Source organism: Exiguobacterium sp. SH0S2, from assembly GCF_004337185.1.
GTDB classification, from domain to species: Bacteria; Bacillota; Bacilli; order Exiguobacteriales; family Exiguobacteriaceae; genus Exiguobacterium; species Exiguobacterium aurantiacum_A.
Genome location: NZ_SJVB01000003.1, coordinates 195,726 through 220,924 on the forward strand (window position 1 = coordinate 195,726; position 25,199 = coordinate 220,924).

Annotated in this window: 25 protein-coding genes; 2 read left to right on the forward strand and 23 right to left on the reverse strand. The window is 50.9% G+C overall.

What is annotated here, in order from left to right; translation table 11 throughout:
- Nucleotides 1-14: 14 nt before the first annotated feature.
- From EVJ21_RS09660 to infC, 4 genes are all read right to left on the reverse strand, one after another.
- Nucleotides 15-269 (reverse strand): hypothetical protein, encoded by a 255-nt coding sequence (locus EVJ21_RS09660; RefSeq protein ID WP_070326953.1) that lies wholly within the window; start codon nt 267-269, stop codon nt 15-17.
- 86 nt (nt 270-355) lie between these two features.
- The gene (gene rplT, locus EVJ21_RS09665; RefSeq protein WP_016508086.1) at nt 356-715 is read right to left on the reverse strand and encodes a 50S ribosomal protein L20; all 360 of its coding nucleotides are present in this window, start codon (nt 713-715) and stop codon (nt 356-358) included.
- A gap of 28 nt (nt 716-743) precedes the next feature.
- Nucleotides 744-938, reverse strand: a complete 195-nt coding sequence (gene rpmI / locus EVJ21_RS09670) for a 50S ribosomal protein L35 (protein ID WP_016508031.1) — start codon at nt 936-938, stop codon at nt 744-746.
- A 30-nt stretch (nt 939-968) separates the two neighbouring features.
- Nucleotides 969-1,499, reverse strand: coding sequence for a translation initiation factor IF-3 (infC, locus tag EVJ21_RS09675; RefSeq protein WP_070326952.1), 531 nt, complete (start codon nt 1,497-1,499; stop codon nt 969-971).
- 348 nt (nt 1,500-1,847) lie between these two features.
- On the opposite strand from infC, the gene EVJ21_RS09680 reads away from it, so the two are divergent.
- Nucleotides 1,848-2,057, forward strand: a complete 210-nt coding sequence (locus EVJ21_RS09680) for a hypothetical protein (protein ID WP_070326951.1) — start codon at nt 1,848-1,850, stop codon at nt 2,055-2,057.
- A 330-nt stretch (nt 2,058-2,387) separates the two neighbouring features.
- Here the strand turns inward: EVJ21_RS09680 and EVJ21_RS09690 are convergent, their stop codons facing one another.
- From EVJ21_RS09690 to EVJ21_RS09725, 8 genes are all read right to left on the reverse strand, one after another.
- The gene (locus EVJ21_RS09690) at nt 2,388-3,251 is read right to left on the reverse strand and encodes a DUF1002 domain-containing protein (protein WP_070327894.1); all 864 of its coding nucleotides are present in this window, start codon (nt 3,249-3,251) and stop codon (nt 2,388-2,390) included.
- A gap of 112 nt (nt 3,252-3,363) precedes the next feature.
- Nucleotides 3,364-5,301 (reverse strand): threonine--tRNA ligase, encoded by a 1,938-nt coding sequence (thrS, locus tag EVJ21_RS09695; protein ID WP_070326950.1) that lies wholly within the window; start codon nt 5,299-5,301, stop codon nt 3,364-3,366.
- A 309-nt stretch (nt 5,302-5,610) separates the two neighbouring features.
- The gene (gene dnaI, locus EVJ21_RS09700) at nt 5,611-6,525 is read right to left on the reverse strand and encodes a primosomal protein DnaI (protein ID WP_070326949.1); all 915 of its coding nucleotides are present in this window, start codon (nt 6,523-6,525) and stop codon (nt 5,611-5,613) included.
- Nucleotides 6,526-6,530: 5 nt separating this feature from the next.
- A complete protein-coding gene (locus tag EVJ21_RS09705; protein ID WP_131463833.1) occupies nt 6,531-7,880 on the reverse strand; it encodes a DnaD domain protein in 1,350 nt (449 codons plus the stop codon).
- A gap of 42 nt (nt 7,881-7,922) precedes the next feature.
- Nucleotides 7,923-8,390: a transcriptional regulator NrdR gene (gene nrdR, locus EVJ21_RS09710; RefSeq protein WP_035385865.1), complete on the reverse strand. Its 468-nt coding sequence runs from the start codon at nt 8,388-8,390 to the stop codon at nt 7,923-7,925.
- A 12-nt stretch (nt 8,391-8,402) separates the two neighbouring features.
- Nucleotides 8,403-8,774 carry a hypothetical protein gene (locus EVJ21_RS09715; protein ID WP_070326947.1) on the reverse strand — a complete coding sequence of 124 codons (372 nt, stop codon included), beginning with the start codon at nt 8,772-8,774 and terminating at the stop codon, nt 8,403-8,405.
- Between the two features lie 111 nt (nt 8,775-8,885).
- On the reverse strand, nt 8,886-9,272 hold the full coding sequence (gene speD / locus EVJ21_RS09720; RefSeq protein WP_029595188.1) for an adenosylmethionine decarboxylase: 387 nt from the start codon (nt 9,270-9,272) through the stop codon (nt 8,886-8,888).
- Nucleotides 9,273-9,502: 230 nt separating this feature from the next.
- Complete coding sequence (locus EVJ21_RS09725) at nt 9,503-10,534, reverse strand: glyceraldehyde-3-phosphate dehydrogenase (RefSeq protein WP_131463835.1); 1,032 nt, start codon at nt 10,532-10,534, stop codon at nt 9,503-9,505.
- A 154-nt stretch (nt 10,535-10,688) separates the two neighbouring features.
- On the opposite strand from EVJ21_RS09725, the gene EVJ21_RS09730 reads away from it, so the two are divergent.
- On the forward strand, nt 10,689-11,171 hold the full coding sequence (locus EVJ21_RS09730) for a site-2 protease family protein (protein WP_131490400.1): 483 nt from the start codon (nt 10,689-10,691) through the stop codon (nt 11,169-11,171).
- Between the two features lie 16 nt (nt 11,172-11,187).
- On the opposite strand, the gene coaE is transcribed toward EVJ21_RS09730, so the two are convergent.
- From coaE to pfkA, 11 genes are all read right to left on the reverse strand, one after another.
- Nucleotides 11,188-11,793 carry a dephospho-CoA kinase gene (coaE, locus tag EVJ21_RS09735; RefSeq protein ID WP_070326944.1) on the reverse strand — a complete coding sequence of 202 codons (606 nt, stop codon included), beginning with the start codon at nt 11,791-11,793 and terminating at the stop codon, nt 11,188-11,190.
- 12 nt (nt 11,794-11,805) lie between these two features.
- Complete coding sequence (gene mutM / locus EVJ21_RS09740) at nt 11,806-12,630, reverse strand: DNA-formamidopyrimidine glycosylase (protein ID WP_070326943.1); 825 nt, start codon at nt 12,628-12,630, stop codon at nt 11,806-11,808.
- Between the two features lie 20 nt (nt 12,631-12,650).
- A complete protein-coding gene (polA, locus tag EVJ21_RS09745) occupies nt 12,651-15,248 on the reverse strand; it encodes a DNA polymerase I (protein WP_131490401.1) in 2,598 nt (865 codons plus the stop codon).
- Between the two features lie 208 nt (nt 15,249-15,456).
- Nucleotides 15,457-17,184: a two-component system histidine kinase PnpS gene (gene pnpS / locus EVJ21_RS09750; protein WP_131490402.1), complete on the reverse strand. Its 1,728-nt coding sequence runs from the start codon at nt 17,182-17,184 to the stop codon at nt 15,457-15,459.
- Complete coding sequence (locus tag EVJ21_RS09755; RefSeq protein WP_071397818.1) at nt 17,181-17,885, reverse strand: response regulator transcription factor; 705 nt, start codon at nt 17,883-17,885, stop codon at nt 17,181-17,183. Before EVJ21_RS09755 ends, pnpS begins: the two co-directional genes overlap by 4 nt.
- 196 nt (nt 17,886-18,081) lie before the next feature.
- The gene (gene mdh, locus EVJ21_RS09760; protein ID WP_070326939.1) at nt 18,082-19,017 is read right to left on the reverse strand and encodes a malate dehydrogenase; all 936 of its coding nucleotides are present in this window, start codon (nt 19,015-19,017) and stop codon (nt 18,082-18,084) included.
- Nucleotides 19,018-19,057: 40 nt separating this feature from the next.
- Entirely contained in the window at nt 19,058-20,329 is a 1,272-nt protein-coding gene (gene icd, locus EVJ21_RS09765; protein ID WP_131490403.1) for an NADP-dependent isocitrate dehydrogenase, read from the reverse strand.
- Between the two features lie 114 nt (nt 20,330-20,443).
- Nucleotides 20,444-21,556: a citrate synthase gene (gene citZ, locus EVJ21_RS09770; protein ID WP_131490404.1), complete on the reverse strand. Its 1,113-nt coding sequence runs from the start codon at nt 21,554-21,556 to the stop codon at nt 20,444-20,446.
- 184 nt (nt 21,557-21,740) lie between these two features.
- Entirely contained in the window at nt 21,741-22,205 is a 465-nt protein-coding gene (locus tag EVJ21_RS09775; RefSeq protein WP_016508479.1) for a DUF441 domain-containing protein, read from the reverse strand.
- Nucleotides 22,206-22,273: 68 nt separating this feature from the next.
- A complete protein-coding gene (pyk, locus tag EVJ21_RS09780) occupies nt 22,274-24,016 on the reverse strand; it encodes a pyruvate kinase (RefSeq protein ID WP_070326936.1) in 1,743 nt (580 codons plus the stop codon).
- Between the two features lie 95 nt (nt 24,017-24,111).
- A complete protein-coding gene (gene pfkA, locus EVJ21_RS09785) occupies nt 24,112-25,080 on the reverse strand; it encodes a 6-phosphofructokinase (RefSeq protein WP_083273929.1) in 969 nt (322 codons plus the stop codon).
- Nucleotides 25,081-25,199: the final 119 nt, after the last annotated feature.

Here is a 25,199-nt window from a genome sequence, read left to right on the forward strand (position 1 = left end):
CTCCTATTCTCCACTTAAAGCAGTACTAAAATCATTAAAGACCAGCCCACTGCTAAAATCAATACTTGTATTTGCATGCTTTTTGGGGCATGAACCGTTTTTTGGCGTGTCAAATGAAGTCCAAACAACGCTCCAATGGCTCCTCCGGCATAGGCGTACAACACGTTGAACTTCCCTTCGCCGTGCGTATACTGCTTCGCCTGGAAATACGTATAGACGTTTAAAGCGATGAGCGCCAACGCAACGATGGCCAAGATAGATTGATCCATAGCGTGTCCTCCTTATCTTCATCTTAAGAAATTTCCGAGAAAAAAGAAAGCGCCGAGATAGAGTCTCGGCGCTTTCGATTGAACGATTACGCGTTCAATTTTGATTTAGCTGTGTTAGCGAGTGAAGCGAACGCTTGTGCATCCGATACTGCAAGCTCAGCAAGCATCTTACGGTTGATGTCGATCCCTGCAAGCTTGAGTCCGTGCATCATACGGCTGTATGAAAGACCGTTGATACGTGCTGCCGCGTTGATACGTGTGATCCAAATACGACGGAAATCACGTTTCTTTTGACGACGGTCACGGTATGCGTACATGAGTGACTTCATGACCTGTTGTTTTGCTACTTTAAATAGAATATGTTTCGAGCCATAATAACCTTTGGCAAGTTTGATTTGCTTTTTACGACGTTGACGAGTCGTATAACCGCCTTTTACGCGTGGCATATAGTTTCCCTCCTAAATTCCTTCTGTATTACTTCGCAATCATGTTGCGAATACGTTTGTAGTCTCCAGCTGATACGATAGCACCCTTACGGAGCTTACGTTTTGCTTTCGTCGATTTGTTACCGAACAAGTGACTTGTGAAAGCGTGTGAACGTTTGAGTTTACCTGATCCTGTACGTTTAAAACGTTTAGAAGCACCGCGGTGCGATTTCATTTTCGGCATGAGTATTTCCTCCCCACTATGACTCGATGATTAATCTTCTTTCTTCGGAGCCAGCACTAAGAACATGCTGCGTCCTTCCATCTTCGGCTTTTGTTCAACTGTTGCCAAGTCGGCACATTCCGCCGCCAATTTTTCCATAACACGTCTACCGATTTCCGAGTGTGTGATGGCACGTCCGCGGAAACGGATCGACGCCTTCACTTTGTTTCCACTTTCAAGAAACTTGCGAGCGTTACGCAATTTCGTTTGGAAATCGTTGTCCTCGATTGTAGGACTGAGACGTACTTCTTTCAATTGGATGACTTTTTGGTTTTTACGCGCTTCTTTCTCCTTTTTCTGGAGTTCGAAACGGTATTTACCGTAGTCCATAATTTTAGCGACCGGTGGGTTTGCTTTGTCAGCGACCAAGACGAGGTCAAGGTCAGCTTCTTCGGCTAAGCGTAATGCTTCACTACGCGATTGTACACCGAGTTGTGCACCGTCCGCTCCAATAAGACGAAGTTCACGGGCACGAATGTTTTCGTTGATAAATAGCTCTTTGCTAATGGTTAGCACCTCCATCGTGCGATTGCACGAGTTTTAGATTTTAAAATAAGACAACATAGTAATAGTAACAAAAAAAGCGTCGGCAGTTTCCCGCCCACACATCATTGCGTACTCAGAACGGCAAGACACCGAAACTGAATTACGTACATGATGGACCTGACCGAACCGATTCGGACGAGGTGAGAAGCGGGCGCTTCTGCTTTGTTGTATTTACTCACTAAGTCATCTTAACACTAGCAGAAAAAGATGTCAAGAATTCGCGCATGAATAATTGATAGCTCGCACTTTTATGATAATAACAGTCATTCCATCGTTTCGCAATACCTTTTCAAAGGGAATAAAATAAAAAAGGAGGCGGCGAGGATGAACTGGAGAAAAGACGTGAAACAAGATCACGATTATCATGATCAAATCAAACATATCGTTCAAGAAACGATGCGTCACCATGAAATGAACGACGCTAAACTTGAAGCTGTATTGACCGATCTGCTTGAAGAGATGAACCGCATCACGTTGAAGATCGTCGATGATCATGAATCCGCTCGGGACTATATCCATAAACGTTGGTATTAAAAAGCAGAGCCTTCTCTCTCAGCTTGTTGACTAACCTGATTGATATCGCTCGTCCTTCCGGCGCCCACGCTTTCCGCAGGCAATCCCGGAGCCGCATCGCGACTCGCGTCGCTGCTGGGTCTCCGTCGGATTGCTTTCCTGCGGGAGTCGGGGCGTCGTCGGACGAGCAACGCAAACGGTCGCCATCTGGCGGCCGTTTACATAGCATTTCTTAAATTATATGTCGGTCAGAGCGCCTCGAGGTCTTCGAACATAAAAAAAAGACGAACCAGATTGCTTTTAGCGACCTGGTTCGTCAACAGCCTGAGAGCCTTCGCTCTGCTTTTTCGTTTAGTTCGTCAACGACTTGAAGAAATTACTGAGCGACTCAAACAGCCGCGCAAAGAAACCTTGTACTTCTTTCGTCTCTAGAAACGCCTGCACGTCTTGGCCCGCTCCTTTTAATCCATCACTGATCGCTGTCCAATCCAAGTTGGCTTGCTGCATGTTCTCGAACAACGTCGTCAGCTGGTTCAATTGCGTATCGGACAATTGAACGTTGTTTTGATTCAATACTTGAATGACGATATCACGAATTTCAATATTCGTCTCGGGCATTTGATTCGCGATTTCCGCTTTGATCTCATTCATCAGCCCGGCCACATCTTCTTGACCGACCGTCTTCCCGATCTCTGACGTGACCGCAAGTTCTTCTTGCGCGAGATTTTTTCGTTCCTCGGTCAGTTGGATCCCGGTCTCGTCAGCCGTCTGGTCGTACGCCTTCATAATACCTGTCAACGCAGACGTCCCGGTCACACGGATCGGAGACGTGATGTAAATATCGGCGTCAGTGACCCCGGCCGTGACGAGCGCGTTCGCATACATATCTTCCGTCACCCACGTGACGTTCTCGGTTTGAATATCAAGACCCGTCCCGTCAGTCAGCTTGATGCGGGCCGATGAGTACATACCGCCGCCACGTTGTGCCTGGGGTACGGCGTCACCTAAATACTTCTCTTCGTCAGCTGCAGTCGTGATAATCGGTTCGATTCCTGCCGGCGCTTCAACACGCTCGAGCACCCAGTCTCGCTGCTCTGCTGATAATGTCTCCCCGAGGGTGACGATTGTATCGTCGACGATCGCTTCGGCATTTACTTTAGGAATCATGCTAGTCGAGACAATCGTCCCGATCGTCAGCGCGATAATTGGTTTCATATAATTCAAACTGAATCACTCCTTTCTTCTACCATACGTGTTCTTTCATAGGTTGCGCATCCGTCTCTGGACCGAAAAGAAGACCACCCTTCCGTTGAAGGATGGCCTACCTTTACCGTGAACGATTCGCGATTTCTTCAGTGAGGGACGTCAAGAACTCATCAAGCGTTGCCGATACTTGTTCTTGTTGACCGTAGCGACGGATGTTGACCGAACGCTCATCACGTTCTTTATCACCGAGTACGAGCGTCATCGGGATCTTCTTCATCTGTGCTTCACGGATCTTATAGCCTAACTTCTCATCCCGAAGGTCTGTCTCGACACGGACACCACGTGATAACAGTTCTGCTTTCACTTCGGCCACATAAGCATCATGGACGTGAGACACCGGGATCAATTTGACTTGGACCGGCGCGAGCCATGTCGGGAAGGCACCTTTGTACTCTTCGATCAAGTAGGCGACGAACCGTTCCATCGTCGACACGACACCGCGGTGGAGGACGATTGGACGATGATCTTTGCCGTCAGGACCTGTATACGTCAAATCGAAACGTTCTGGAAGCAAGAAGTCGAGTTGGACTGTCGACAACGTCTCTTCTTTCCCGAGCGCTGTCCGGACTTGGACATCAAGTTTCGGTCCGTAAAACGCCGCTTCGCCATCCGCTTCGAAGTACGGCAGGCCGAGTTCATCCATCGTTTCTTTCAATTGACGCTGTGCCGATTCCCAGATCGCATCGTTGTCGAAGTATTTCTCTTTATCGGCCGGGTCGCGATAAGACAGGCGGAACCGGTAATCTTTAATCCCGAAGTCGGCATACACTTCTTGGATCAAGTGAACGATATCTTTAAACTCTTGCTTCATCTGCTCTGGTGTCACGAACGTGTGTCCATCGTTCAATACCATGTAACGGACACGTTGAAGACCTGTCAAAGCACCTGACATCTCATAGCGGTGCATGCCGCCAAGTTCGGCGATACGGAGCGGCAACTCACGGTATGAGCGTGGCTCATGCTTATAGATCGTCATATGGTGCGGACAGTTCATCGGGCGCAAGACGAGCTCTTCGTTATCCATCTCCATTTTCGGGAACATGTCGTCTTGATAGTGATCCCAGTGACCTGACGTCTTATACAAGTCAACCGAACCGAGCACCGGTGTATAGACGTGCTGATAACCGAGTTCGAGCTCTTTGTCGACGATATAACGCTCGACCGTACGACGAATCGAGGCACCTTTCGGGAGCCACATCGGCAATCCTTGGCCGACTTCTTGCGAGACGAAGAACAAATCAAGTTCTTTCCCGAGTTTACGATGGTCGCGTTCTTTTGCTTCTTCAAGTAGACGCAAATGCTCGGCGAGCTGTTCTTTCGTCGCCCACGCCGTACCGTAGATCCGTTGCAACATCTTGTTGTCAGAATCTCCGCGCCAGTAAGCACCGGCGACACTCATCAATTTAAAGACTTTCAATTTCGACGTCGACGGGACGTGCGGTCCACGGCAAAGGTCAAAAAAGTCACCTTGATGGTAAATTGTAAGTGTCTCACTTGCCGGGATATCTTCGATCAACTCGACTTTGAGCGGGTCGCCGAGCTGTTTGTAACGCTCGAGCGCTTCGTCACGCGTGACGACTTCACGTGTGATGTCGAGGTTTTCATCGACGATCCGTTTCATCATCTTCTCGATTTCCGGCAAATCCTCTTCATTGATGCGGCGGTCCATCTCGATATCGTAATAGAACCCGTTCTCAATCGTCGGTCCGATACCGAAATGAATCGTCCCTTCTTCGCCGTACAACCGTTTGATCGCTTGAGCCATCAAGTGAGCGGATGAATGGCGCATCAAGTCGAGGCCTGCCTCCGAGTCCGGCATGACGAGCTCGATTTTACCGTCGCGCTCGATCGGACGACGATAATCGATCAGTTCACCATCAATTTTTGCGGCGATGGCTTTCTTACGAAGTCCCGGGCTAATCGAACCGGCTACTTCTTCTGCTGTGATACCAGCTTCAAACGCTTTGACTGCCCCATCTGGAAATGTCAATTGAATCATGTGTCAACTTCCCCTCTCTATTTGAAAAAAAATAAAAAAAGCCCATCCCTATGAAAGGGACGAGCTTTGATTCTCGTGGTACCACCCTCGTTCCCAAGCTGTAAGCTTGGCTCGAACACACGATAACGAGTGTGAATCGCCGCACGATTGACCCGAGCGGTGCTCCGAGGGAGTAAGTCGATCGGCGTGTTTAGGAAGCTCTCACCATTCTTCCTTCGCTTTGAAACCCGTGACGATGTCTCGTATCCTCTTCTATGCATCAGTTATATGGTTATTAGTATAGTCAACTCGTTCGAGAAATACAATCCTTTACCGACGACGATTTTCGCCTTTCAGCTCGATCTGTGTCGTCGTCGTCGAGATCCGTTGCATGAGCCGCTGTGCTTTCATCTTGTTTTGCGGCGAGCCGTCAATCGAGAAGTGCGTCTCGAGCTCTTCGCTGCTGAAGTTTGAGCTGTAGAGCGTCGGCAGACGATGCATCATGCGGTACTGTAAAATAATCCCGAACAGTTCGTCTCGTACCCACGGGCTGATCGCCTCGGCGCCGATATCATCAATCAACAAAATCGGCACGTGCTGGAACGAGGTCAAAAATGAATCGAACGAATCGGTACGAATTTTACGTTTCGCTTCCGAGACGAATCCCGGGGCGTGAACTAAAATCGTCTCGATATCGGCGACTTTGAGTTCATTGGCGATCGCGGCGAGCAAGTACGTCTTCCCGACCCCGAAACTGCCGTACAAGTAAAGGCCGTTCACTTTTTGACGCGTCTTCATCCCCGAGACGAATCGCATCGCCTCACGGAGCGCGATCTTTCGGGCATCGTCCGAATAATCAAACGATTGAAAGCTCGCTTCCCGCACTTCTTCCGGTAAAAATAAGCTCTTGAACTTTCGATCCATCTCTTTTTGACGTCTCGCTTGGCGGTGAGCGACCGTCTCTTCATAGCGGATCGCAATTTGACCGAGATCGACATAAAGGACCGGCTGATGCCCGGGGATAACGGCTTGTTCATCGACAAGCTTCTTCCCGTCCATCTGCTCGGCATATTCGCTCAATTTCGTAAATCCGACTTCGATCGCCGTCTCGTCGAGTTCTGGATGCGCCTTTAAAAATGTAATGACACCAGGGTGCTCGAGAGTTCGTCTGCGAATCGACTCGTACGCTTCCCGCACTTCTTTACGGTTCATCATCTGGGCGAGCGTCTGATTGATCCGTTCCATGTCGCTCATCCTTTCTCTTTCAGTTCATTCAACAATTTGACGAGTTCCGCGTCATCTGGCACCGATGATTCGAGCGCCTCTTTGCGCTTCTGATCGTAAGACCGTTGCTCTTTCGCATCGTCTTCGAGCCATTTCGGCAACTCGGTCTTGTCTTTCCGACGCGAGCCGACCGTCGTACGCTGGACGTTCTCACGTTTTTGTTGCTTCTTCTCGATCAACGCGTCTTGCGTCGCTTCACGCTCTAATGCGTCACCTGCGTGCAAATAGCCCGCCGTCTTCCAACTCGTGGCGATGCGCATCACGTAATTCTCGCTGAGCCGCGTCTGTTTCTTCACTTCGATACAATAATAGAACAGCGCGTTGATCACACCTGGTGCGAGACCGAGTGTATCGACCATCTCGATGATGAGCTGTTCGTCACTTTTCGAAAGTTGTGGCGTCTTCCGAAGCGTCGATACGTACTGATGCGGGTGTGCTTCCTCCATGACCGTTGTGTCATGCAAATCGCCGACCTCCGCCTGCTCCGTCTCGTCTGACTTCACTTTTCGATGTCTCGTCTGTTTTTTCTTCAATTGTAATACCATCTGCCTGCAACCATCACGCTTCTCTTGTTCGCTGAGCGGTAAGTACGCTTCGTGAACGAAATACTCTTTTAGCATCTCGGCCATCGTCTCTTCATCGATTTGCGACACGTACGCGAGTTTTGTGATCGTCTCGTCTAACTTCTTCGTGAAGAAGCCGATTGGGAAGTTTGTCAGTTTTTTGACGATATCCATATCGAACGTATAGTTGATCTCGATCTTGGCGCGGTCCGGCTTCTCATAATTTTTTTGAGTGAACGCCATCTGGTTGACCCCTTTGACGTCGAACACTTCATTGAAGTCTTTTGTCACTTCGACGATGCCTGCCGGTAGCGGGTCGATGGTGAATCGTCCTTGCAACTGCTTGAATCGGACCTCCCCTACTTTATAGAAGAGAAAACTCGATAACAGCCCATCGTTTAGGAACGTGTGGGGCGCGAGCGGAACTCTCAGTTGATAGACGTATTGCGTCAGCCGTGCGTCTTTCGTCTTGTACGTCCGGACGAGGCCGATCGCTTCGAGCCGGAATAGACTGTCCGCCAGTTCGTTAATCGAATAATCAAGCATTTCACACAAGGCGCTATGTGATATATAGTTCGACTTCATTTTACCCGGCTTCAATTCACTCCAAAGCGTTTGATACAACGCGAGCGCCTTCACGCCGATGACGGGTTGATATAAATGATAAAGTGACTGATAAGACTCGCGATCAATGAGCCCAGTGCTCATGATCAATAGCTCATCAGTCCCGTAAAGAATCCGTTCTTTTTCCATAACGTTTCTCCCCTGAAAAAAGACGACCAGAAGGCCGCCCCTTTAGTTGGTCGATTTTTCTTGCTTCATTAAATCCTCTAACTCTTTAAAGAACACAGAGATGTCCTTAAACTGTCGATAGACCGATGCGAAGCGGACGTACGCCACTTCATCGACGCGGGCGAGTTCGTTCATGACGAGTTCGCCGACTTGTTCACTCGGGATCTCGGACTGGCCGAGCGCCCGTAACTGTTGTTCGACTTTCGTGACCACACCCTCGAGTTGCTCGAGTGTGACCGGTCGTTTCTCACAGGCGCGAATGATCCCGCGCAGAACTTTCTCTCGACTGAACTCTTCGCGGTTCCCGTCCTTTTTGACGATGATGAGCGGCGTCTGTTCAACCGTTTCAAACGTCGTGAAGCGATAGCCGCACTTTTCACATTCGCGACGGCGTCGAATCGAATAATAATCTTGGACTGGTCGGGAGTCGAGCACCCTCGTTCCGTTATGATCACATTTAGGACAACGCATGCTCAGCCCTCCTTATCGTTCGACAGATTGATTCCCGATGGCACGGAGTGGGAACTTATTTTGTAAAGCATCATAATACGCAGCGACAACTTGTTTCAGGTCAGGACCGAGCATTTGTTCACGATTCATCGTGAAATCGACGGCGGTCCGCCCTCCGTCCACTTGAACGACTGTGGCCAATGCGTCCCAACCGTCACCGTAAAAGGCGAGCTCGCCTCGCTCGGCGTCGATTCGGCGCACCGTCTGCCCCTCCGTTTTAATTCGTTCATCTAACCATGTCAGGACTGCGTTCGGCGACGTCGCGAAATAACGCGTGCGCAACGCCTCATTTTTATGCGTATCATCCGTTTGGATATGTGTTTGAAACTTGTCTAGTAATCCCATTGTCCACCTCGGCACCTAATTTATATACGTTAAGCATATCAAAATTAACGACTTAACAAAACAATTAAAAGGGCTGACCGAAAATCGGCCAGCCTCAAAAGGTCAATCGGATTATTTGCTGATCGCCACTTGTGCTTCTGGAACACGAATCGGTCCCATACCGCGATCAAGTTTGACGTCTTCGCGAACTTTCGCTTCTAAGCCTTCAGCAATGTATTGTGAAGCTGTCGCTGGATCGATCCGGTCCCCACATGTGAACACATCTACTGATGCGTAACCATGCTCTGGGAAACTGTGAATCGTTAAATGTGATTCTGAAATGATAACGACACCACTCACACCGTGCGGCGCGAATTTGTGGAAAGCGACTTCGCGGACTTCAGCGCCCGAGCGAAGTGCTGCATCGACGAACAAGCGCTCGATGTAGTCGATATCGTTCAATTTGTCGGGATTGCACTCCCAAAGTTCTGTAATAATGTGACGTCCCATAGTATCCATATAAGTGGATCCCCCTTTACATCAATGGTCTCAAAGTAGTTGATGATCACTCACTTTGTGCCTGAATCGCCCACAACCACGGGGGCAAGTTAGTCCAGAGAGGTCCTAACCCTTTAAGTTGCGTTTGTCAGACCAATTGAAGTTCACGAGATTGAGTGTATCCTGTTTAGGACGTCGATACAAGCTATTTGTTTGAATTCGTTAAAATATTTTTGACGAAATATATTTTCTCAAGCATGCGTTTCTTGTTGGCCGATTTGCAGGTAGCTCGCTACCATATCCAAAAGATCGACGACGCGGCACGAATAGCCCCATTCGTTGTCATACCAAGCGAGCACTTTGACGTGGTTGCCGCCGAGCACCATCGTCGAATCTGCATCGATAATCGAGGAGCGCTCGTCTCCATTAAAGTCGATTGAGACGAGCGGTTCGTTCGAGACACCGAGAATCCCGGTCATTTCTCCGTAAGCGGCCCGTTCGAACGCATCGTTCACTTCGGCGGCCGTGACATCACGACGCAGCTCGACGACGAGATCGACGAGCGAGACGTTCGGCGTCGGGACACGGAGCGCCATCCCGTTCAACTTGCCTTGCAGCTCGGGAAGCACAAGACCGATCGCCTTGGCTGCCCCGGTCGAAGTCGGTATAATGGAGCTACCACAAGCCCGGGCCCGGCGCAAATCTTTATGCGGATTGTCGATATTGTTCTGGTCGTTCGTGTAGGCGTGTACCGTCGTGACGAGTCCTGTCTCGATGCCGAACGTCGAATCGAGCACTTTGACGACAGGTGCGAGGCAGTTCGTCGTACAAGAGGCGTTTGAGATGATATGGTCTTGCTCCGGCATATACTCGCGATCATTGACCCCCATCACGATCGTCCGTAAGTCGCCTTTGCCCGGCGCCGTCAAAATGACTTTCTGCGCCCCGGCCATCAAATGCTTGCGCGCCCCGACGTCCGAATTGAATTTCCCCGTCGCCTCGACGACGATCTCGACATCAAGTTCTTTCCATGGTAATCGTTCCGGGTCACGCTCTGCGATTAACCGAATCTGTTTCCCGTCGACAACGAGCGTATCCCCATGCGCTCGAACAGTGAGCTCAAACGGCCCATGGACCGTATCGTGCTTGATCAAGTGAGCAAGCGTCTCCGCCGGATAACTCGCATTGATCGCCACGACGTCGTGACGCCCTTCAAGCATCAATTTACGAAACACCATTCTCCCGATTCGTCCAAACCCGTTGATTGCAACTTTCGTCCCCATTCCAGTTCCCCCTTTTTTCTGCGTTACGACACCATTATAACGGAAAAATGGAAGCGTTTTCACTATGTATCGTCACATTTTTATCACTTTTTTACAGTTTCGTTTTTGAAAAAGAGGGAAATTTGGTGTAGAGCTTGGAAAGGAGCTACGTTATATGTTTGATTGGACAGACTTAGACAAATTTGTCATCTCGTTTTTTGTCATCTTACCGATTGTGACAATTATCCATCAATTCGGGCATTTCTTTTTCGCGAAATTATTCGGGGGATCACTCGATATGGAGATCGGGACCGGGAAGAAGCTATTCAAGGTCGGGCGCATGCAGTTTAACCGCGTCTACTTCTATGATGCCTGGTGCCAATTCTCGGACTTGAAATACAGTAATCGCTTGACGAGGAGTATCGTCTACGCGGGCGGGTCGATCTTCAATCTATCGAGTATCTTGATTGTGAACTGGTTTATCCTGACACGGGAGATTGAACCGACACTCTACACGTATCAGTTCGCCTATTTCTCGTTTTATTATGTGTTCTTCTCGCTCTATCCGATCTATTACTCGAACGGACACCCAAGTGACGGGCGCGCTATTTTCGACACATGGAAAAAAGGGCGACCGGACGCAGATCCGCTCAACTGAACAAAAAAAGAAGGCGTCAGTCGCCTTCTTTTTTCATGTCTTGAAATTGTTCGACGAGACGCGTCACTTGAGGCAACAAGTCTCCGAGTGCCCCGTTGTTGTTGATTAAAAAGTCAGCGTGATGCTTCTTTTCTTCGATCGGCATTTGCGAGTGGATCCTTGCGAGCGCTTCTTCTTTCGTCAAGCCGTTACGCTCCATGAGACGCATCAACTGCATCTCTTCCCGGCAGTAGACGACGACCGTATAATCGACGAGGTCACGCATCGTCCCTTCGAACAAGAGCGGGATGTCGAAGATGACGACAGATTCCCCTGCTGCCGCAAAGGAATGCATCTGCTCCTGCATTTCTTCCCGGATCGCCGGATGCATGAGCTGATTCAACAATTTCCTTTTTGCTTCGTCATGGAAGATCTCTCGCCCGAGCGCCGGCCGGTTCAACTGCTCACCTTCAAAACAGCGCGGAAACGCTTCTCGGACAGCAGAGTAAGCTTTACCTTCAGGGTCGACGACGGTACGGGCAATCTTGTCGGCATCGATAATCGGAATCCCTTGTTGTCGGAATAGGCGGGACACCGTCGACTTCCCTGTCGCGATGCCGCCTGTCAAACCAATTTTCAACATTGTGTCCACCTCTTACTGTTGGCAGTGCGGACAGTAATGCGTCCCCCGTCCGCCTAGTTTCATCTTTTCAATCGGCCGACCGCAATTGTGACACGGTTCACCGGTCTGCCCGTAGACGTAAAGCGTCTCTTGAAACGTTCCAGCCGCCCCGTCCGGATTCGTATAGCTGCGGATCGTACTTCCACCCCGCTCGATCGCTTCTAATAACACAGCGACCGCTTCTTGACGGACGGTCTCAACTTCAGTGAGTGAAAGCGAGGCTGCTGGCCGGGTCGGATGAATCCGTGCCCGGAACAACGTCTCATCGACATAAATATTGCCGAGACCGACAAAAATCGATTGATCGAGTAACGCCGTCTTGATCGCTCTCACGTTCATGCGCTTCAGACGGGCGTGCAACGTTTCGGCCGTCACTTCAGGGTCGAACGGCTCGAGCGCGAGCAGCGACAGCGGCGGCGTCACGAACAACTCGTCGTTCGTCCGAAGTTCCATCGTGCCGAACTTCCTGACGTCGTTATAGTGCAGGCTCGTACCGTCGGTGAACGTGAAGACGACGTGCGTATGCTTGACCGGATCGACGGCTTCGCTGTGCGGAAAGAATTTCCCTTCCATCCGTAAATGAGAGACGAGGTAGCCGTTCGTCAATTTAAATAAAATGAACTTGCCGCGCCGCTCGACGTCGACCATCGTCTCGCCGATCAGCTGTTGTACCCACACGTCGGCCTCATGTCCGCGAATGATTTTCGCGTCGCGTACATTGACGTCTTGAATCGTTTTTCCGGAGACGAACGGTCGCAGTCGGCGACAGACCGTCTCTACTTCTGGTAATTCTGGCATATCGATTTCCTTCCTTTACTTTATTTCGTGTCGAACCACGTCTCACCGAACGAGCCGTCCGCCCGAAGCGGGACATCGAGTGTGATCGTATGTTCCATCGCTTGTTTCACAAGTTTTTCAAGCGCGGACGTCTCAGCAAGCGGTCCTTCAAAGATGAGTTCATCGTGGACTTGAAGCAATAGTTTCGATTGCAGACCCGATGCTCGAAGCGCCGTATCGACGTCGATCATCGCTTTTTTAATGATGTCCGCCGCCGTTCCTTGAATCGGCGTGTTGATAGCCGTCCGTTCGGCAAAGCCCCGCAAGTTGAAGTTACGTGAATGGATGTCCGGGATGTTACGGCGACGTTTGAGCATCGTCTCGACATACCCATGTTCCCGCGCCCGCTCGATAGCGGCATCCATGAAGCGCTTCACACCAGGGAACTGCTCGAAGTACGTGTCGATGAACGTCTGCGCTTCTTTACGGCTGATGCCGAGGTTTTGCGACAACCCATAATCACTGATGCCATAAATGATCCCGAAGTTGACCGCCTTCGCTTGACGCCGCATGAGCGACGTCACTTCTTCTTTGGCGACGCGGAACACGTTCGCCGCCGTCGACGTATGAATATCTTCGTCATTTAAAAACGCCTCGAGCATCTTCGCGTCTTGCGACATATGCGCCATGATCCGCAGCTCGATCTGCGAGTAGTCGACCGCATACAGCACCCAGCCCGGCTCACTTGCCGTAAACGCCTTACGGATTCGGCGTCCTTCCTCGAGCCGAATCGGGATGTTTTGCAAGTTCGGATTGACCGATGACAGTCGCCCTGTCTGTGTGAGCGTCTGCGTGTAGCGTGTATGAATCTTCCCGTCCGCTTTGATGACTTTTTGTAAGCCCTCGACGTACGTCGACTGCAGTTTTCCGAGCTCACGGTAATGCATGATATGTTCGACGATCGGATGGAGCGGCGCTAGCTTCTCTAACACGTCGGCCGCCGTCGAGTATCCGGTTTTCGTCTTCTTCACGGGTGGGAGTGCCAACTTCTCAAACAAGATGACGCCAAGCTGTTTCGGCGAATTGATATTGAACGACTCGCCGGCCAATCCGTGAATTTCTGTCTCGAGCTGATCAAGGCGGTCCCTGAGATCGGTTTCCATCGCTTGAAGCGTCGCCACGTCGACGTGAATTCCGGCCCATTCCATTTCCGCGAGCACCGAGGCGAGCGGACGTTCTAAATCTTGATAAAGTGACGTCTGCTCGTTTTCATCGATTTCCGGAATGACTTTCGCGAACAACGTGAAGATAGCCATCGCCTTCTCGCCAAGATGTTGGTCGAGCACCGCTTGTTCCGGCACGTGCAGTTTCGCCCCTTTCCCGTAGACGGCCTCGTCTTCAGGCAACGCGTAATCGAAGTGCGCGGCGATCGAATCGAGCGTCGTTCCGCCCGACAAGTTGAGCAAATAGCCGGCGACGAGCAAGTCTTCGTAGCCGCGAAGTGTCAATTCGTTCCGTTTCAATTGAATGATCGTCTGTTTGGCATCCAAACAGATTGTTTTCCGGGTCTCGTCCGCTAGCCAAGCCTTCACGTCCGGTACGTCTAACAACGACATATCACCGACGGTCACACCGACTTTCGATGCGATCGCCACACCGATGATGTCGTCTTCGAAATAGTCGTCCCGCAGCTGTTCGATAAACAGGACGGCTTCCGACAAATCTTGCTGTTCGATGCCGACGTGCGTCACGTCTCGCGCTTCTGCCGCCTCTTCCGTCGTCGCATCGGTGTTCAGCTTACTGACCAGTGATTTGAACTGAAGGCTCATGAACAACGGTTTGACTTTTGCCGCGTCATACGGATGGAACTGTAAGTCATCCACACTGACGTCGATCGGGACGTCCGTATGGATCGTCGCGAGTTGTTTTGACATTCGAGCTTCCTGCTCGTTCGCCTCGACTTTTTCTTTTTGCTTCCCTTTTAACTCATGTGTATGTTCATACAGCCCTTCGACCGAGCCGTAATTTGACAGCAACTTGAGCGCCGTCTTCTCGCCGACACCCGGAATTCCTGGTATGTTATCGGATTTATCGCCCATCAGCCCTTTGAGATCGATCATTTGGCGAGGTACCAAGCCCTCGTAACGTTCGTGGAACGCCGCCTCGTCCATCGTCTCGACGTCAGTTATGCCACGTTTCGTTAAGTAGACGGTGACTCGCTGATTGATCAGTTGAAGTAAATCTTTATCACCCGTGACGACCGTGACTTGTTCGAACGCCTCGTTTTTCGAAAGTGTCCCGATTATGTCATCAGCCTCATATTGATCGAGTTCGAGCACTTTGATCCCGAACGCCTCACACAGTTCACGAACGATCGGGAACTGTTCGCGGAGCTCACCTGGTGTTTTCTGCCGCCCACCTTTATAGTCCGCATATGTATCGTGGCGGAACGTCTTCTTCGACGCATCGAACGCGACCGCGAAATGCGTCGGTTGCTCGTCTTCCATCAATTTTAAAAGCATCATCGTGAACCCATATACCGCGTTCGTGTTTCGTCCCGATGCATCCGTCATCGGAGGCAACGCGAAAAACGCACGATACGTCAGTGAGTTTCCATCGAGAAGCAGTAATTTATTCATCGTCCAACCTCCATTCTCTTCTGTATCCATCATATCATACGGGCACATGCGCTCGAAAAAAAAGACCCTTTTCTAAGTACTAGAAAAGGGTCAACCTTCTCGACCGAGTGGAGATGAGCACCGGCCGGGATACGAGATGATGAAGAGGTCTCATCAATAGAGTAGCATCTGTTTGTAAAGTTCGTGTGAACGCGATATAAATTCCTTGTTAAGCGAGCGGGAATTCGATTGTGAACGTCGTCCCAACGCCTTCATCACTGTCGACATGGATCGTCGCATGATGAAGATCGACGATGTGCTTGACGATGGCGAGGCCAAGGCCGGTCCCTCCAGAATTTCGACTCCGGGCCTTGTCGACCCGGTAAAACCGTTCGAATATACGGCTCACTTCTTTTGGAGCGATGCCGATCCCGTCGTCTTTGACGATCAAGCGCGCCGTCGTCTCCCGCTTCTCGACCGTAATCTCGACCTGGCTGCCTTCTGGCGAATAGTTGATCGCGTTCGCGACAAGGTTCAAGATGACTTGCTTGATCCGATTCAAGTCCGCTTGCAAGACGACGTCGCCGTCGTGATGCGCTTCAAGATGGATTGATTTTTGCTCCGCCTTCTGGCTTAAGACGAGACACACCTCTTCGACGAGCTGATTGAGTTGGACAGGCGTGAACTCTAAATGGAAATTCTCCTGCTCGAGCCGTGACAGTTCGAGCAAGTCCTCGACGAGCATTTGCATGCGAGTCGCTTCTTTTTGGATGATATCCAAAAATTGATCGCGCAACTCGGGCACTTCTTTCGCCCCGTCGAGTAACGTCTCACTGAAGCCTCTGATCGAAGTGAGCGGCGTCTTCAATTCATGGCTCACGTTCGCAACGAAATCTTTCCGCATTTTCTCAAGCCGTTTCAGTTCGGAGATGTCGTTAAACAATAGAGTCGTCCCGCGCAGCATGCCGGTATCGCTAAAGATCGGGGCAGCTGACACCATATACGTCTTTTGGTTGAACCCGATTCGAATCGATAGCTGGCGACGGTGCGGCTCTTCTGTCAAATAGACGTCCTCGATCAACGTCTCGACGTCCGGACTCGGTAAAATGCCATGGTAAAACTGGCCGATCATCAAATCGTCGTATTGGAACATATCCCGGTACGACCGGTTGACGAGCGTGACGATACCGCGTTCATCGACGAGCAACAGACCGGCTCCCATATACTCGATCAGTGACTCGAGCCTTGCCCGCTGCACCGACTCCCCGAGCGAGATCGTCTCTAAGTTACGGGCGAGGACGTTAATCGACCCGGCCAGACTTCCCGTCTCTTCATCGTTGCGTAGTTCATACACACGGGCCCGGTAATTCCCGTCGGCGAGTTCGCGTAACACGATCGTCGCCTCATCGATTGGCCGGATGAACTGGTTCGTCAGATTGTGGAGGACGAATAGAATGAGGAAGAATGAGAAGAACAATGCGAGCGCGACCGTCAGCCAAATCCGGTTGTAGACACCTTCTAAGTCAGAAATATAGCGGATGAAGCTAAGGTAGACCGTTTCACCGGTCGACAGTTCAATCGGTTTCGTGAACTGGATCAAATCGTCGCGTGTCGCGTTGCCAAACGCACCGTTAACCGGAATCGTGTCGGCGTCAATCCGGTATTCGAACGCTCCGACGCGGAACGGCGTGCCGGCAATCACTTCCATCCTTCGGTTCAACAGCAAGATGTCGAAACTGCTCTCATCATCGATTTGTCGAACGTAGTCACGAATCTCCTCAAGCTCACCCCCGTCCAAATACAAGGCGGCGAGTTGGGCGTCTTCTTTCAACCGGTCGCGCTCCGAGTCCAAATAGAAATCTTTGAACAGTTGACCGAGCACGATCCCGAGTGTCAGCAACACGCCCGTCACGAGCAGGATGAGTGTCGTCAAAAAACGCGAGCGATACGTCTTCATTCGGGCATCGGTTCTTCCATCTTATAACCGAGACCTCGGATCGTCTTGATGTACGTCGGTTTCTTCGTCACCGGCTCAATTTTTTCACGCAAATGACTAATATGAACGTCGACGATACGCGTATCACCGACAAAATCATAGTTCCAAATGGCTGACAGCAGTTGATCACGCGTCAACACACGGCCTTTGTTTTTGGCGAGATAAGCCAGCAGTTCAAACTCTTTCGGCGTCAATTCGAGACGTTCGCCTTTTTTGAAAACCTCATAGTTCGAAGCGATGATTTTGACGTCTCCGATCTCGATGACGTCGGCGTCGACCGTCGGCGTTTCCTGTGGACCTGACCGGCGCAAAATCGCTTTGACCCGGGCCACGACTTCGCGCGGGCTGAACGGTTTCGTCAAATAGTCGTCAGCGCCAAGTTCGAGACCGAGCACTTTATCGAACTCGTCGTCTTTCGCCGTCAACATTAAGATCGGCGTGTTCACTTTTTGTTGGCGCAGCCGTTTACATACTTCAAGCCCGTCCATTTCCGGCAACATCAAGTCGAGGATGATCAACACCGCGTCTTGTTTCTCGGCTAATTCAAGCCCCGCTTTTCCATCATGGGCCGTCTCGACCTCAAATCCGGCTTGTTCTAAATTAAATTTTAATAACGTCGCAATCGATACTTCGTCATCAACAACAATTACTTTATCGGCCACACTAGTTCCTCCTCGAATCTATCTGTTCAGTCGTTTACACTACCTATTTTACAAATCAATCCCACTCGCGACCAACTTCAAAGCAATTCTTTACAAAAACAAAACAAATCCACTGTCTATCTCCAGTTTAGCACGCTTGGAAGAAAAACGAATCCAACAAAAAAAGTCTAGCCTGCGACGCAGACTAGACTTGCTTTCAAGTTAGGACGTTCAAGACGGAACGGACCGAGTCAGCCGAGCGCTTGAGCGCGGCTTGTTCTTCGTCCGTCAGGTCAAGTTCGAGCACACGCTCGATCCCGTTCGCACCGAGAACCGTCGGCACGCCAAGATAGAGGTCACGGAAGCCATACTCTCCATCAAGATACGTGATGGCCGGTAAAATGCGGCGTTGATCTTTTAAAATCGCTTCCACCATCTCGACGATGGCCGCGGCCGGCGCGTAGTACGCCGAACCGTTGCCAAGGAGTTGGACGATCTCACCGCCACCTTTACGCGTTCTCGCGACGATCGCGTCGATGCGTTCACTCGGCAACAACTTCTCGAGCGGGATGCCTCCTGCATACGAATAGCGGATGAGCGGCACCATGTCGTCGCCGTGACCGCCGAGGACGAACCCGGACACGTCTTTCACAGAGACGTTCAACTCCGAAGCGACGAACGTCCGGAACCGCGCCGTGTCGAGCACACCGGACTGGCCGATGACGCGCTCTTTCGGGAAGCCCGACTCTTTGAACACCGTATACGTCATCGCATCGACCGGGTTCGTCAAGACGATCAAGATCGCGTCAGGTGAATACTTGACAATCTCTTTCGTGACCGACCGCATGACGCTAGCGTTCGTCGTGACGAGGTCGTCCCGGCTCATGCCCGGCTTGCGGGCGATACCAGCCGTGATGACGACGATGTCCGAATCAGCCGTGTCGGCGTAATCCGAGGTCCCGGTGATCAATGAATCAAATCCTTGAATCGGCGCCGTTTCTTGCATATCGAGCGCTTTTCCTTTCGTCGGGTTCTCAAACTCTGGCATGTCGAGAAGGACGACGTCTCCTAACTCTTTTTGAGCCAAGTATAGTGCCGTCGTGGCCCCCGTGAATCCGCTACCGATAACAGAAATCTTGTTGCGACGAATCATTGTGCTCTCCCCCTTGGTTTAGTCCAAACTTGAGTGCTACTTACATGTTTTTGATCAGTTCATCCGCAAACTCTGAACATTTCACTTCTGTCGCGCCGTCCATGAGACGGGCAAAGTCGTATGTGACGACTTTCGATGCGATTGTATTCTCCATCGAACGAACGATGAGGTCAGCCGCTTCGTTCCAGTTCATGTGACGGAGCATCATCTCACCTGACAAGATGACAGATGACGGGTTGACTTTGTCAAGACCGGCATACTTCGGTGCCGTACCGTGTGTCGCTTCGAAGATGGCATGTCCTGTCACGTAGTTGATGTTCGCACCTGGTGCGATCCCGATTCCGCCGACTTGAGCAGCGAGCGCGTCCGAGATGTAGTCACCGTTCAAGTTCATTGTCGCGACGACGTCGAACTCACGCGGACGAGTCAAGATTTGTTGGAGGAAGATATCAGCGATTGAATCTTTCACGATGATTTTGCCTTCCGCTTCCGCTTTCGATTGCGCTTCGTTCGCAGCAGCTTCGCCTGACTCTTCTTTGATGCGGTCATACTGGGCCCATGTGAACACTTTGTCGCCGTACTCTTCTTCTGCGAGTTCATACCCCCAGTTTTTGAAGGCGCCTTCTGTGAACTTCATGATGTTACCTTTATGGACGAGCGTGAGCGATTTACGGTTGTTCGCGATCGCGTATTCGAGAGATGCCCGAACGAGACGTTTTGTTCCTTCTGACGAGATCGGCTTGATGCCGATACCCGATGTTTCTGGGAAACGGATCTTGTTGACGTTCATCTCTTCTTTCAAGAACGTGATCAACTTCTTCACTTCGTCGCTGCCTGAAGCGTATTCGATCCCTGCATAAATATCTTCTGTGTTCTCACGGAAGATGACCATGTCTGTGTCTTCAGGACGTTTGACCGGTGACGGGACGCCAGTGAAGTAACGGACAGGACGCAAGCACGTGTACAAGTCAAGTTCTTGACGGAGCGCAACGTTGAGTGAACGGATTCCGCCGCCGACCGGTGTCGTGAGCGGTCCTTTGATGGCAATCAAATATTCACGGATCTCGTCGAGCGTCTCGTTAGGAAGCCACTCACCCGTTTGGTTGAACGCCTTCTCGCCAGCGAACACTTCTTTCCATTCGATCTTCTTCTCGCCGCCGTATGCTTTCTCGACAGCTGCATCAAAGACGCGGACTGAAGCGTTCCAGATGTCTGGGCCTGTTCCATCTCCGATGATGAATGGAATCGTTGGTACGTTTGGTACGTTGAGTGCACCGTTTTCTACTGTAATCTTTTGACCTTGTGTTGACATATGAATCCCCCTAAGTACATTTATGTAGGCCGACGCGAGCGCCGACCTACGTCATCTGTTAGTTTACCAAAGTTTATGTCTAAATTGTGACGTAATCTTCGAACGATGCGTCAATTAACGCTCGTTTACCGGTACGTATGAACGATTCGTTTCGCCTACGTACTCGGCACGCGGACGAATGAGACGGTTGTCGGCGTATTGCTCGAGGATGTGTGCGATCCAGCCTGACATCCGCGAGACCGCGAAGATCGGCGTGAACAGCTCTTCGTCAAGGCCGAGCGCATAGTACGTCGAAGCCGAGTAGAAGTCGACGTTCGGTTTGAGCCCTTTTTCAGTCTCGACGAGGTGATCGATCTTCTCAGACATCTCGTACCAATGTGGCTCATTGATTTGAGCCGTCAGTTGGCGACTCATCTCTTTCAAGTGTTTCGCACGCGGATCACCGTCCTTATAAACACGGTGACCGAAGCCCATGATCTTCTCACGGCGTTCGAACTTGCCGCGCACGTAGTCTTCGACTTTGTCGACCGAACCGATTTCGTGAAGCATCTTCATGACCGCCTCGTTGGCGCCACCGTGAAGTGGACCTTTGAGTGCGCCCATCGCTGCCGTCACACCAGAATACATATCTGAGAGCGTCGCTACGCAGACACGGGCTGTGAACGTCGAAGCGTTCAACTCATGGTCGGCGTGAAGAATGAGCGCCTTGTCGATCGTCGTCTCGGCGACTTCATTCGGCTCTTCCCCGTTCAACATATATAAGAAATTGGCTGCATACGACAAGCCTTGCTTCGGCGCAATCGGTTGCTTACCTTTCCGTAACCGCGCGAAAGCAGTCACGATCGTCGCGATTTGTGCTTGAAGACGAATCGCTTTACGCATGTTTGCCTCTTCGCTCATGTCTTCAGCCTCTTCATCGTACAACGCGAGTTGAGAGAGTGCCGTACGAATCGTGGCCATCGCGTTCGCAGACTTTGGTGCCCGCTCGAGTGTCGCGAGGACGTCTTCTGGCAACTTCGCTTCTTGAACGAGCGCTTCTGAGAGTTTCGTTAATTCATCTGCCTTCGGAAGGCGGTCGTTCCATAATAGAAAGACGACTTCTTCGAACGTGGCATGGTCTGCCAAGTCATCGATTGTGTATCCTCCATAAGTCAATTGTCCATCAATGATCGAACTGACTTTTGAGGCTGCCGCCACAATTCCTTCTAACCCTTTAGTTGTTGACATTAATAACTCCCCCTCAGTCTTTGAAAGTAGTCGACCGCATCATACAGTCTGTTTGCAGGGAATAAGGGTGGGGGTTCGATAAATCTCCCCAGCACGTATCGAGTTCGCGCCACCCTGTCCTCCGTCTAGTATAAACAATTTACTGAAAAAAAGAAATGTAAGCGTATCCAGTCGTAAAAAAATGTCAAACCCACTTCTCGATAAGGTTATATCCCCCTAAAATGAGCGCGGCAATCCCGGCACCAACGAGCGGACCGACCGGAACGCCTTTCATGAATCCGACCGCAAGAATGGTGCCTGCGAGCAAGGCCGTCGTCACGACCGGGTCGACACGCATCAGTTGCACGCCCTGGGCGGCGGCAAGGGCGACGAAGATACCGGACGAAAAGGCAATGATGCCGACCGGTCCTTTAATACTATTCCACAATTCTCTAAAACCTATGTCTCCGGTCGCGATCGGGACGAGGACGGCGATCGTGATGATCGTCACACCCCAATGGATCCCTTTTGCGGCGAGCGTCGGGAACAGCTGGTCACCGAAGCCGATTGCTTTAATGATTAAGAGTACACTGCTCGCGATTATGACCGATTGATTATGGGAAATCACGCCGATCAAGACGAGTAATAGCAGAAATAAATAAGCACCCATGATTCATCCCTCTTTCTGAATGGAAAAAGAACCGACCTCATGAGAAGGTCGGTTCGATTGTCATTCGATTACGCGTTATAAATTTTTCCAGTAAGTGGGTCGATCGAGATCATCTGTCCGTCACGGAACGTAGACGTTGCAGATTCAACACCGACGATGACCGGTTTACGGAGCGATGGTCCGACGATGCCGGCATGGCTCGTCAATCCACCGTCTTCTGTGATGATGCCGGCTGCTTTTTCGATCGCTGGCATCATTTCTTTATCAGTGAACGGTGCGACGAGGATCATGCCGTCTTTTGCTTTAGCGTTCGCTTCGTCCGCGTTGTTCGCAACGACGACTTCTCCGACGAGGCCGCGCTCACCGATGCCGCGTCCGTTTGCAAGAGCGTGTCCGACGATGTGAATTTTCATCATGTTCGTCGTACCAGAAGTCGCTGCCGGAATACCTGCTGAGATGACGACGAGGTCGCCGTCTGTGACGAGTCCAGCGTGACGAGCTGCTTCAGATGCTTGAACCAACATCTCATCCGTGTTGTTCGGCATCGTGTCAGCAACGATCGGGTATACGCCCCAAACGAGGTTCAACTGACGAGCGACGCGCTCTGATTCAGTCACCGCGATGATGTTTGCTTCCGGACGATATTTCGCTGTACGGGCAGCCGTGTAACCTGATTGTGTTGGTGTCAAGATCGCTTTCGCGTTCAAGTTGATTGCCGTATGGGCAACCGCTTGTGAGATCGCATCCGTTACCGTATGCTCACTGCGTTTTTGACGATCTTTGAGCAAGTTTTTGTAGTCGAGCATACGCTCTGTACGAACAGCGATCGCTGCTTGCATTTGAACTGACTCGATTGGGTAGTCCCCTGCAGCCGTCTCACCTGAGAGCATGACCGCATCCGTACCATCGAGGATGGCGTTGGCAACGTCAGACGCTTCCGCACGTGTCGGGCGCGGGTTGCGTTGCATCGAGTCAAGCATTTGTGTCGCTGTGATGACCGGCTTACCGAGGTCGTTACACTTCTTGATCAATTCTTTTTGTACTGGTGTGACTTCTTCAGTCGGGATCTCGATACCGAGGTCACCACGCGCAACCATCAAACCGTCAGAGATAGACAAGATTTCGTCGATGTTATCGACACCTTCTTGGTTTTCAATTTTCGGGTAAATCTTGATGTGCGACGCATCGTGCTTCTCGAGAAGTTGACGAATGGCGACGACGTCAGACGCACGACGTACGAATGAAGCCGCGATCACGTCGATATCTTGCGAGATACCGAACTCGATGTCCGCGATATCTTTGTCTGTTAAGGCAGGAAGGTTAACCTTGACGTTCGGCAAGTTTACACCTTTCTTCGTCTTGATGACGCCTTCGTTTTCGATGATGCAACGAAGATCGCGGTTCGGAAGTTTTTCGACGACACGGAGACCGATGAGTCCGTCATCGAGCATGATGCTAGAACCGACTTCGACGTCATCGAACAATCCTTCGTACGTGACCGAGAAACGGTCTTTCGTTCCGACGATTTCTTCTGTTGAGACGATTGTCACTTCTTTCCCTTTTTCAAGGAGTGCCTTTCCGTCTGCGAACGTATGCGTCCGAATTTCAGGACCTTTCGTATCGAGAAGGACAGTCACGATTTTGCCTGCGACGCGTGATGCTTCACGGATGTCGCGGATACGTGCTCCGTGCTCTTCGTAGTCACCGTGTGAGAAGTTAAGACGAGCCACGTTCATTCCAGCTTCAATCATTTCTGGGAGAAGCTTCTCTGAAGCTGGTCCGATCGTACATACAATTTTCGTTCTACGCATAAATAAAAACCTCCTAGGGGATGTATTACATTTACACACAGAAAACGGGGGGTCGATTGACCTGATCCCGTCTCTGTGGAGTTCACTGTCACTCGTTAAATCGAAAGTTGGTTCGACAGGTCGATCAACTTCATGTCAAGCGTATGCTTGTTATGGTCGAGCGCCTCGTCGATATCGAGGTCCATCATTTTACCGCCACGGATTCCAACGACCCGTCCAGCTTTGCCTTCTAACAGGATTTCAACGGCGTAAGCGCCCATCCGGCTAGCAAGCACGCGGTCGGCGGCAGTTGGTGAACCACCACGTTGGATATGTCCAAGGATCGTGACACGTGTTTCCGAGTTTGTCTGCTCAGCAATGAGTTTACCAATCTCTTCGGCACTGCCAGCTCCTTCAGCAACGACGACAATCGAATGTTTCTTGCCGCGGGCAACACCATGGTTGATCCGCTCCACAATCGCACTCAAGTCTTCAGGACGTTCTGGGACGAGAATCGACTCCGCTCCACCGGCAAGACCGGCGTAAAGAGCGATGTCACCCGCGTCGCGACCCATCACTTCAATGACATACGTACGTTCATGTGAAGAAGCCGTGTCACGAATCTTGTCGATCGCATCGAGCGCTGTGTTGAGCGCTGTGTCAAATCCGATCGTCGCGTCCGTTCCCGGAATATCATTGTCGATCGTACCAGGCAGCCCGATTGTCGGGAAACCAAGCTCCGTCAACTTCTGAGCTCCACGGTAAGAACCGTCTCCGCCTACGACAACAAGCGCATCGATGTTGAATTTCTTCAACTGTTTGACCGCTTTCGCCCGGCCTTCTTCAGTTCTAAACTCTGGGCAACGGGCAGAACGTAAGAACGTTCCTCCGCGTTGAATGATATCGCCGACTGAACCTAGGTTCAATTCAACGAGATCGCCTTCAATCAAACCTTGATAGCCGTTATACACACCGTACACTTCTAGACCTTCAAAAATTGCTTTTCGGGTCACTGCACGGACTGCAGCGTTCATTCCAGGGGCGTCTCCCCCACTTGTCAATACCGCAATTCGTCTTAAATTCACGTCACTCACCTCTTATGTGTTTTAACGAAATCTGAAATAAAAATACCATGTCTGACCTTTGTTTTACAACACAAGTATGTGAAAAAAATGCATGGGGTACCGTCGGAAGCAGTCATTTC

Bases quoted from the DNA above. Each gene is read 5' to 3' on its own strand.
- EVJ21_RS09660 (WP_070326953.1), bottom strand. From the start codon at position 269: ATGGATCAATCTATCTTGGCCATCGTTGCGTTGGCGCTCATCGCTTTA.
- rplT (WP_016508086.1), bottom strand. From the start codon at position 715: ATGCCACGCGTAAAAGGCGGTTATACGACTCGTCAACGTCGTAAAAAG.
- rpmI (WP_016508031.1), bottom strand. From the start codon at position 938: ATGCCGAAAATGAAATCGCACCGCGGTGCTTCTAAACGTTTTAAACGT.
- infC (WP_070326952.1), bottom strand. From the start codon at position 1,499: ATGGAGGTGCTAACCATTAGCAAAGAGCTATTTATCAACGAAAACATT.
- EVJ21_RS09680 (WP_070326951.1), top strand. From the start codon at position 1,848: ATGAACTGGAGAAAAGACGTGAAACAAGATCACGATTATCATGATCAA.
- EVJ21_RS09690 (WP_070327894.1), bottom strand. From the start codon at position 3,251: ATGAAACCAATTATCGCGCTGACGATCGGGACGATTGTCTCGACTAGC.
- thrS (WP_070326950.1), bottom strand. From the start codon at position 5,301: ATGATTCAATTGACATTTCCAGATGGGGCAGTCAAAGCGTTTGAAGCT.
- dnaI (WP_070326949.1), bottom strand. From the start codon at position 6,525: ATGGAACGGATCAATCAGACGCTCGCCCAGATGATGAACCGTAAAGAA.
- EVJ21_RS09705 (WP_131463833.1), bottom strand. From the start codon at position 7,880: ATGGAAAAAGAACGGATTCTTTACGGGACTGATGAGCTATTGATCATG.
- nrdR (WP_035385865.1), bottom strand. From the start codon at position 8,390: ATGCGTTGTCCTAAATGTGATCATAACGGAACGAGGGTGCTCGACTCC.
- EVJ21_RS09715 (WP_070326947.1), bottom strand. From the start codon at position 8,774: ATGGGATTACTAGACAAGTTTCAAACACATATCCAAACGGATGATACG.
- speD (WP_029595188.1), bottom strand. From the start codon at position 9,272: ATGGATACTATGGGACGTCACATTATTACAGAACTTTGGGAGTGCAAT.
- EVJ21_RS09725 (WP_131463835.1), bottom strand. From the start codon at position 10,534: ATGGGGACGAAAGTTGCAATCAACGGGTTTGGACGAATCGGGAGAATG.
- EVJ21_RS09730 (WP_131490400.1), top strand. From the start codon at position 10,689: ATGTTTGATTGGACAGACTTAGACAAATTTGTCATCTCGTTTTTTGTC.
- coaE (WP_070326944.1), bottom strand. From the start codon at position 11,793: ATGTTGAAAATTGGTTTGACAGGCGGCATCGCGACAGGGAAGTCGACG.
- mutM (WP_070326943.1), bottom strand. From the start codon at position 12,630: ATGCCAGAATTACCAGAAGTAGAGACGGTCTGTCGCCGACTGCGACCG.
- polA (WP_131490401.1), bottom strand. From the start codon at position 15,248: ATGAATAAATTACTGCTTCTCGATGGAAACTCACTGACGTATCGTGCG.
- pnpS (WP_131490402.1), bottom strand. From the start codon at position 17,184: ATGAAGACGTATCGCTCGCGTTTTTTGACGACACTCATCCTGCTCGTG.
- mdh (WP_070326939.1), bottom strand. From the start codon at position 19,017: ATGATTCGTCGCAACAAGATTTCTGTTATCGGTAGCGGATTCACGGGG.
- icd (WP_131490403.1), bottom strand. From the start codon at position 20,329: ATGTCAACACAAGGTCAAAAGATTACAGTAGAAAACGGTGCACTCAAC.
- citZ (WP_131490404.1), bottom strand. From the start codon at position 21,556: ATGTCAACAACTAAAGGGTTAGAAGGAATTGTGGCGGCAGCCTCAAAA.
- EVJ21_RS09775 (WP_016508479.1), bottom strand. From the start codon at position 22,205: ATGGGTGCTTATTTATTTCTGCTATTACTCGTCTTGATCGGCGTGATT.
- pyk (WP_070326936.1), bottom strand. From the start codon at position 24,016: ATGCGTAGAACGAAAATTGTATGTACGATCGGACCAGCTTCAGAGAAG.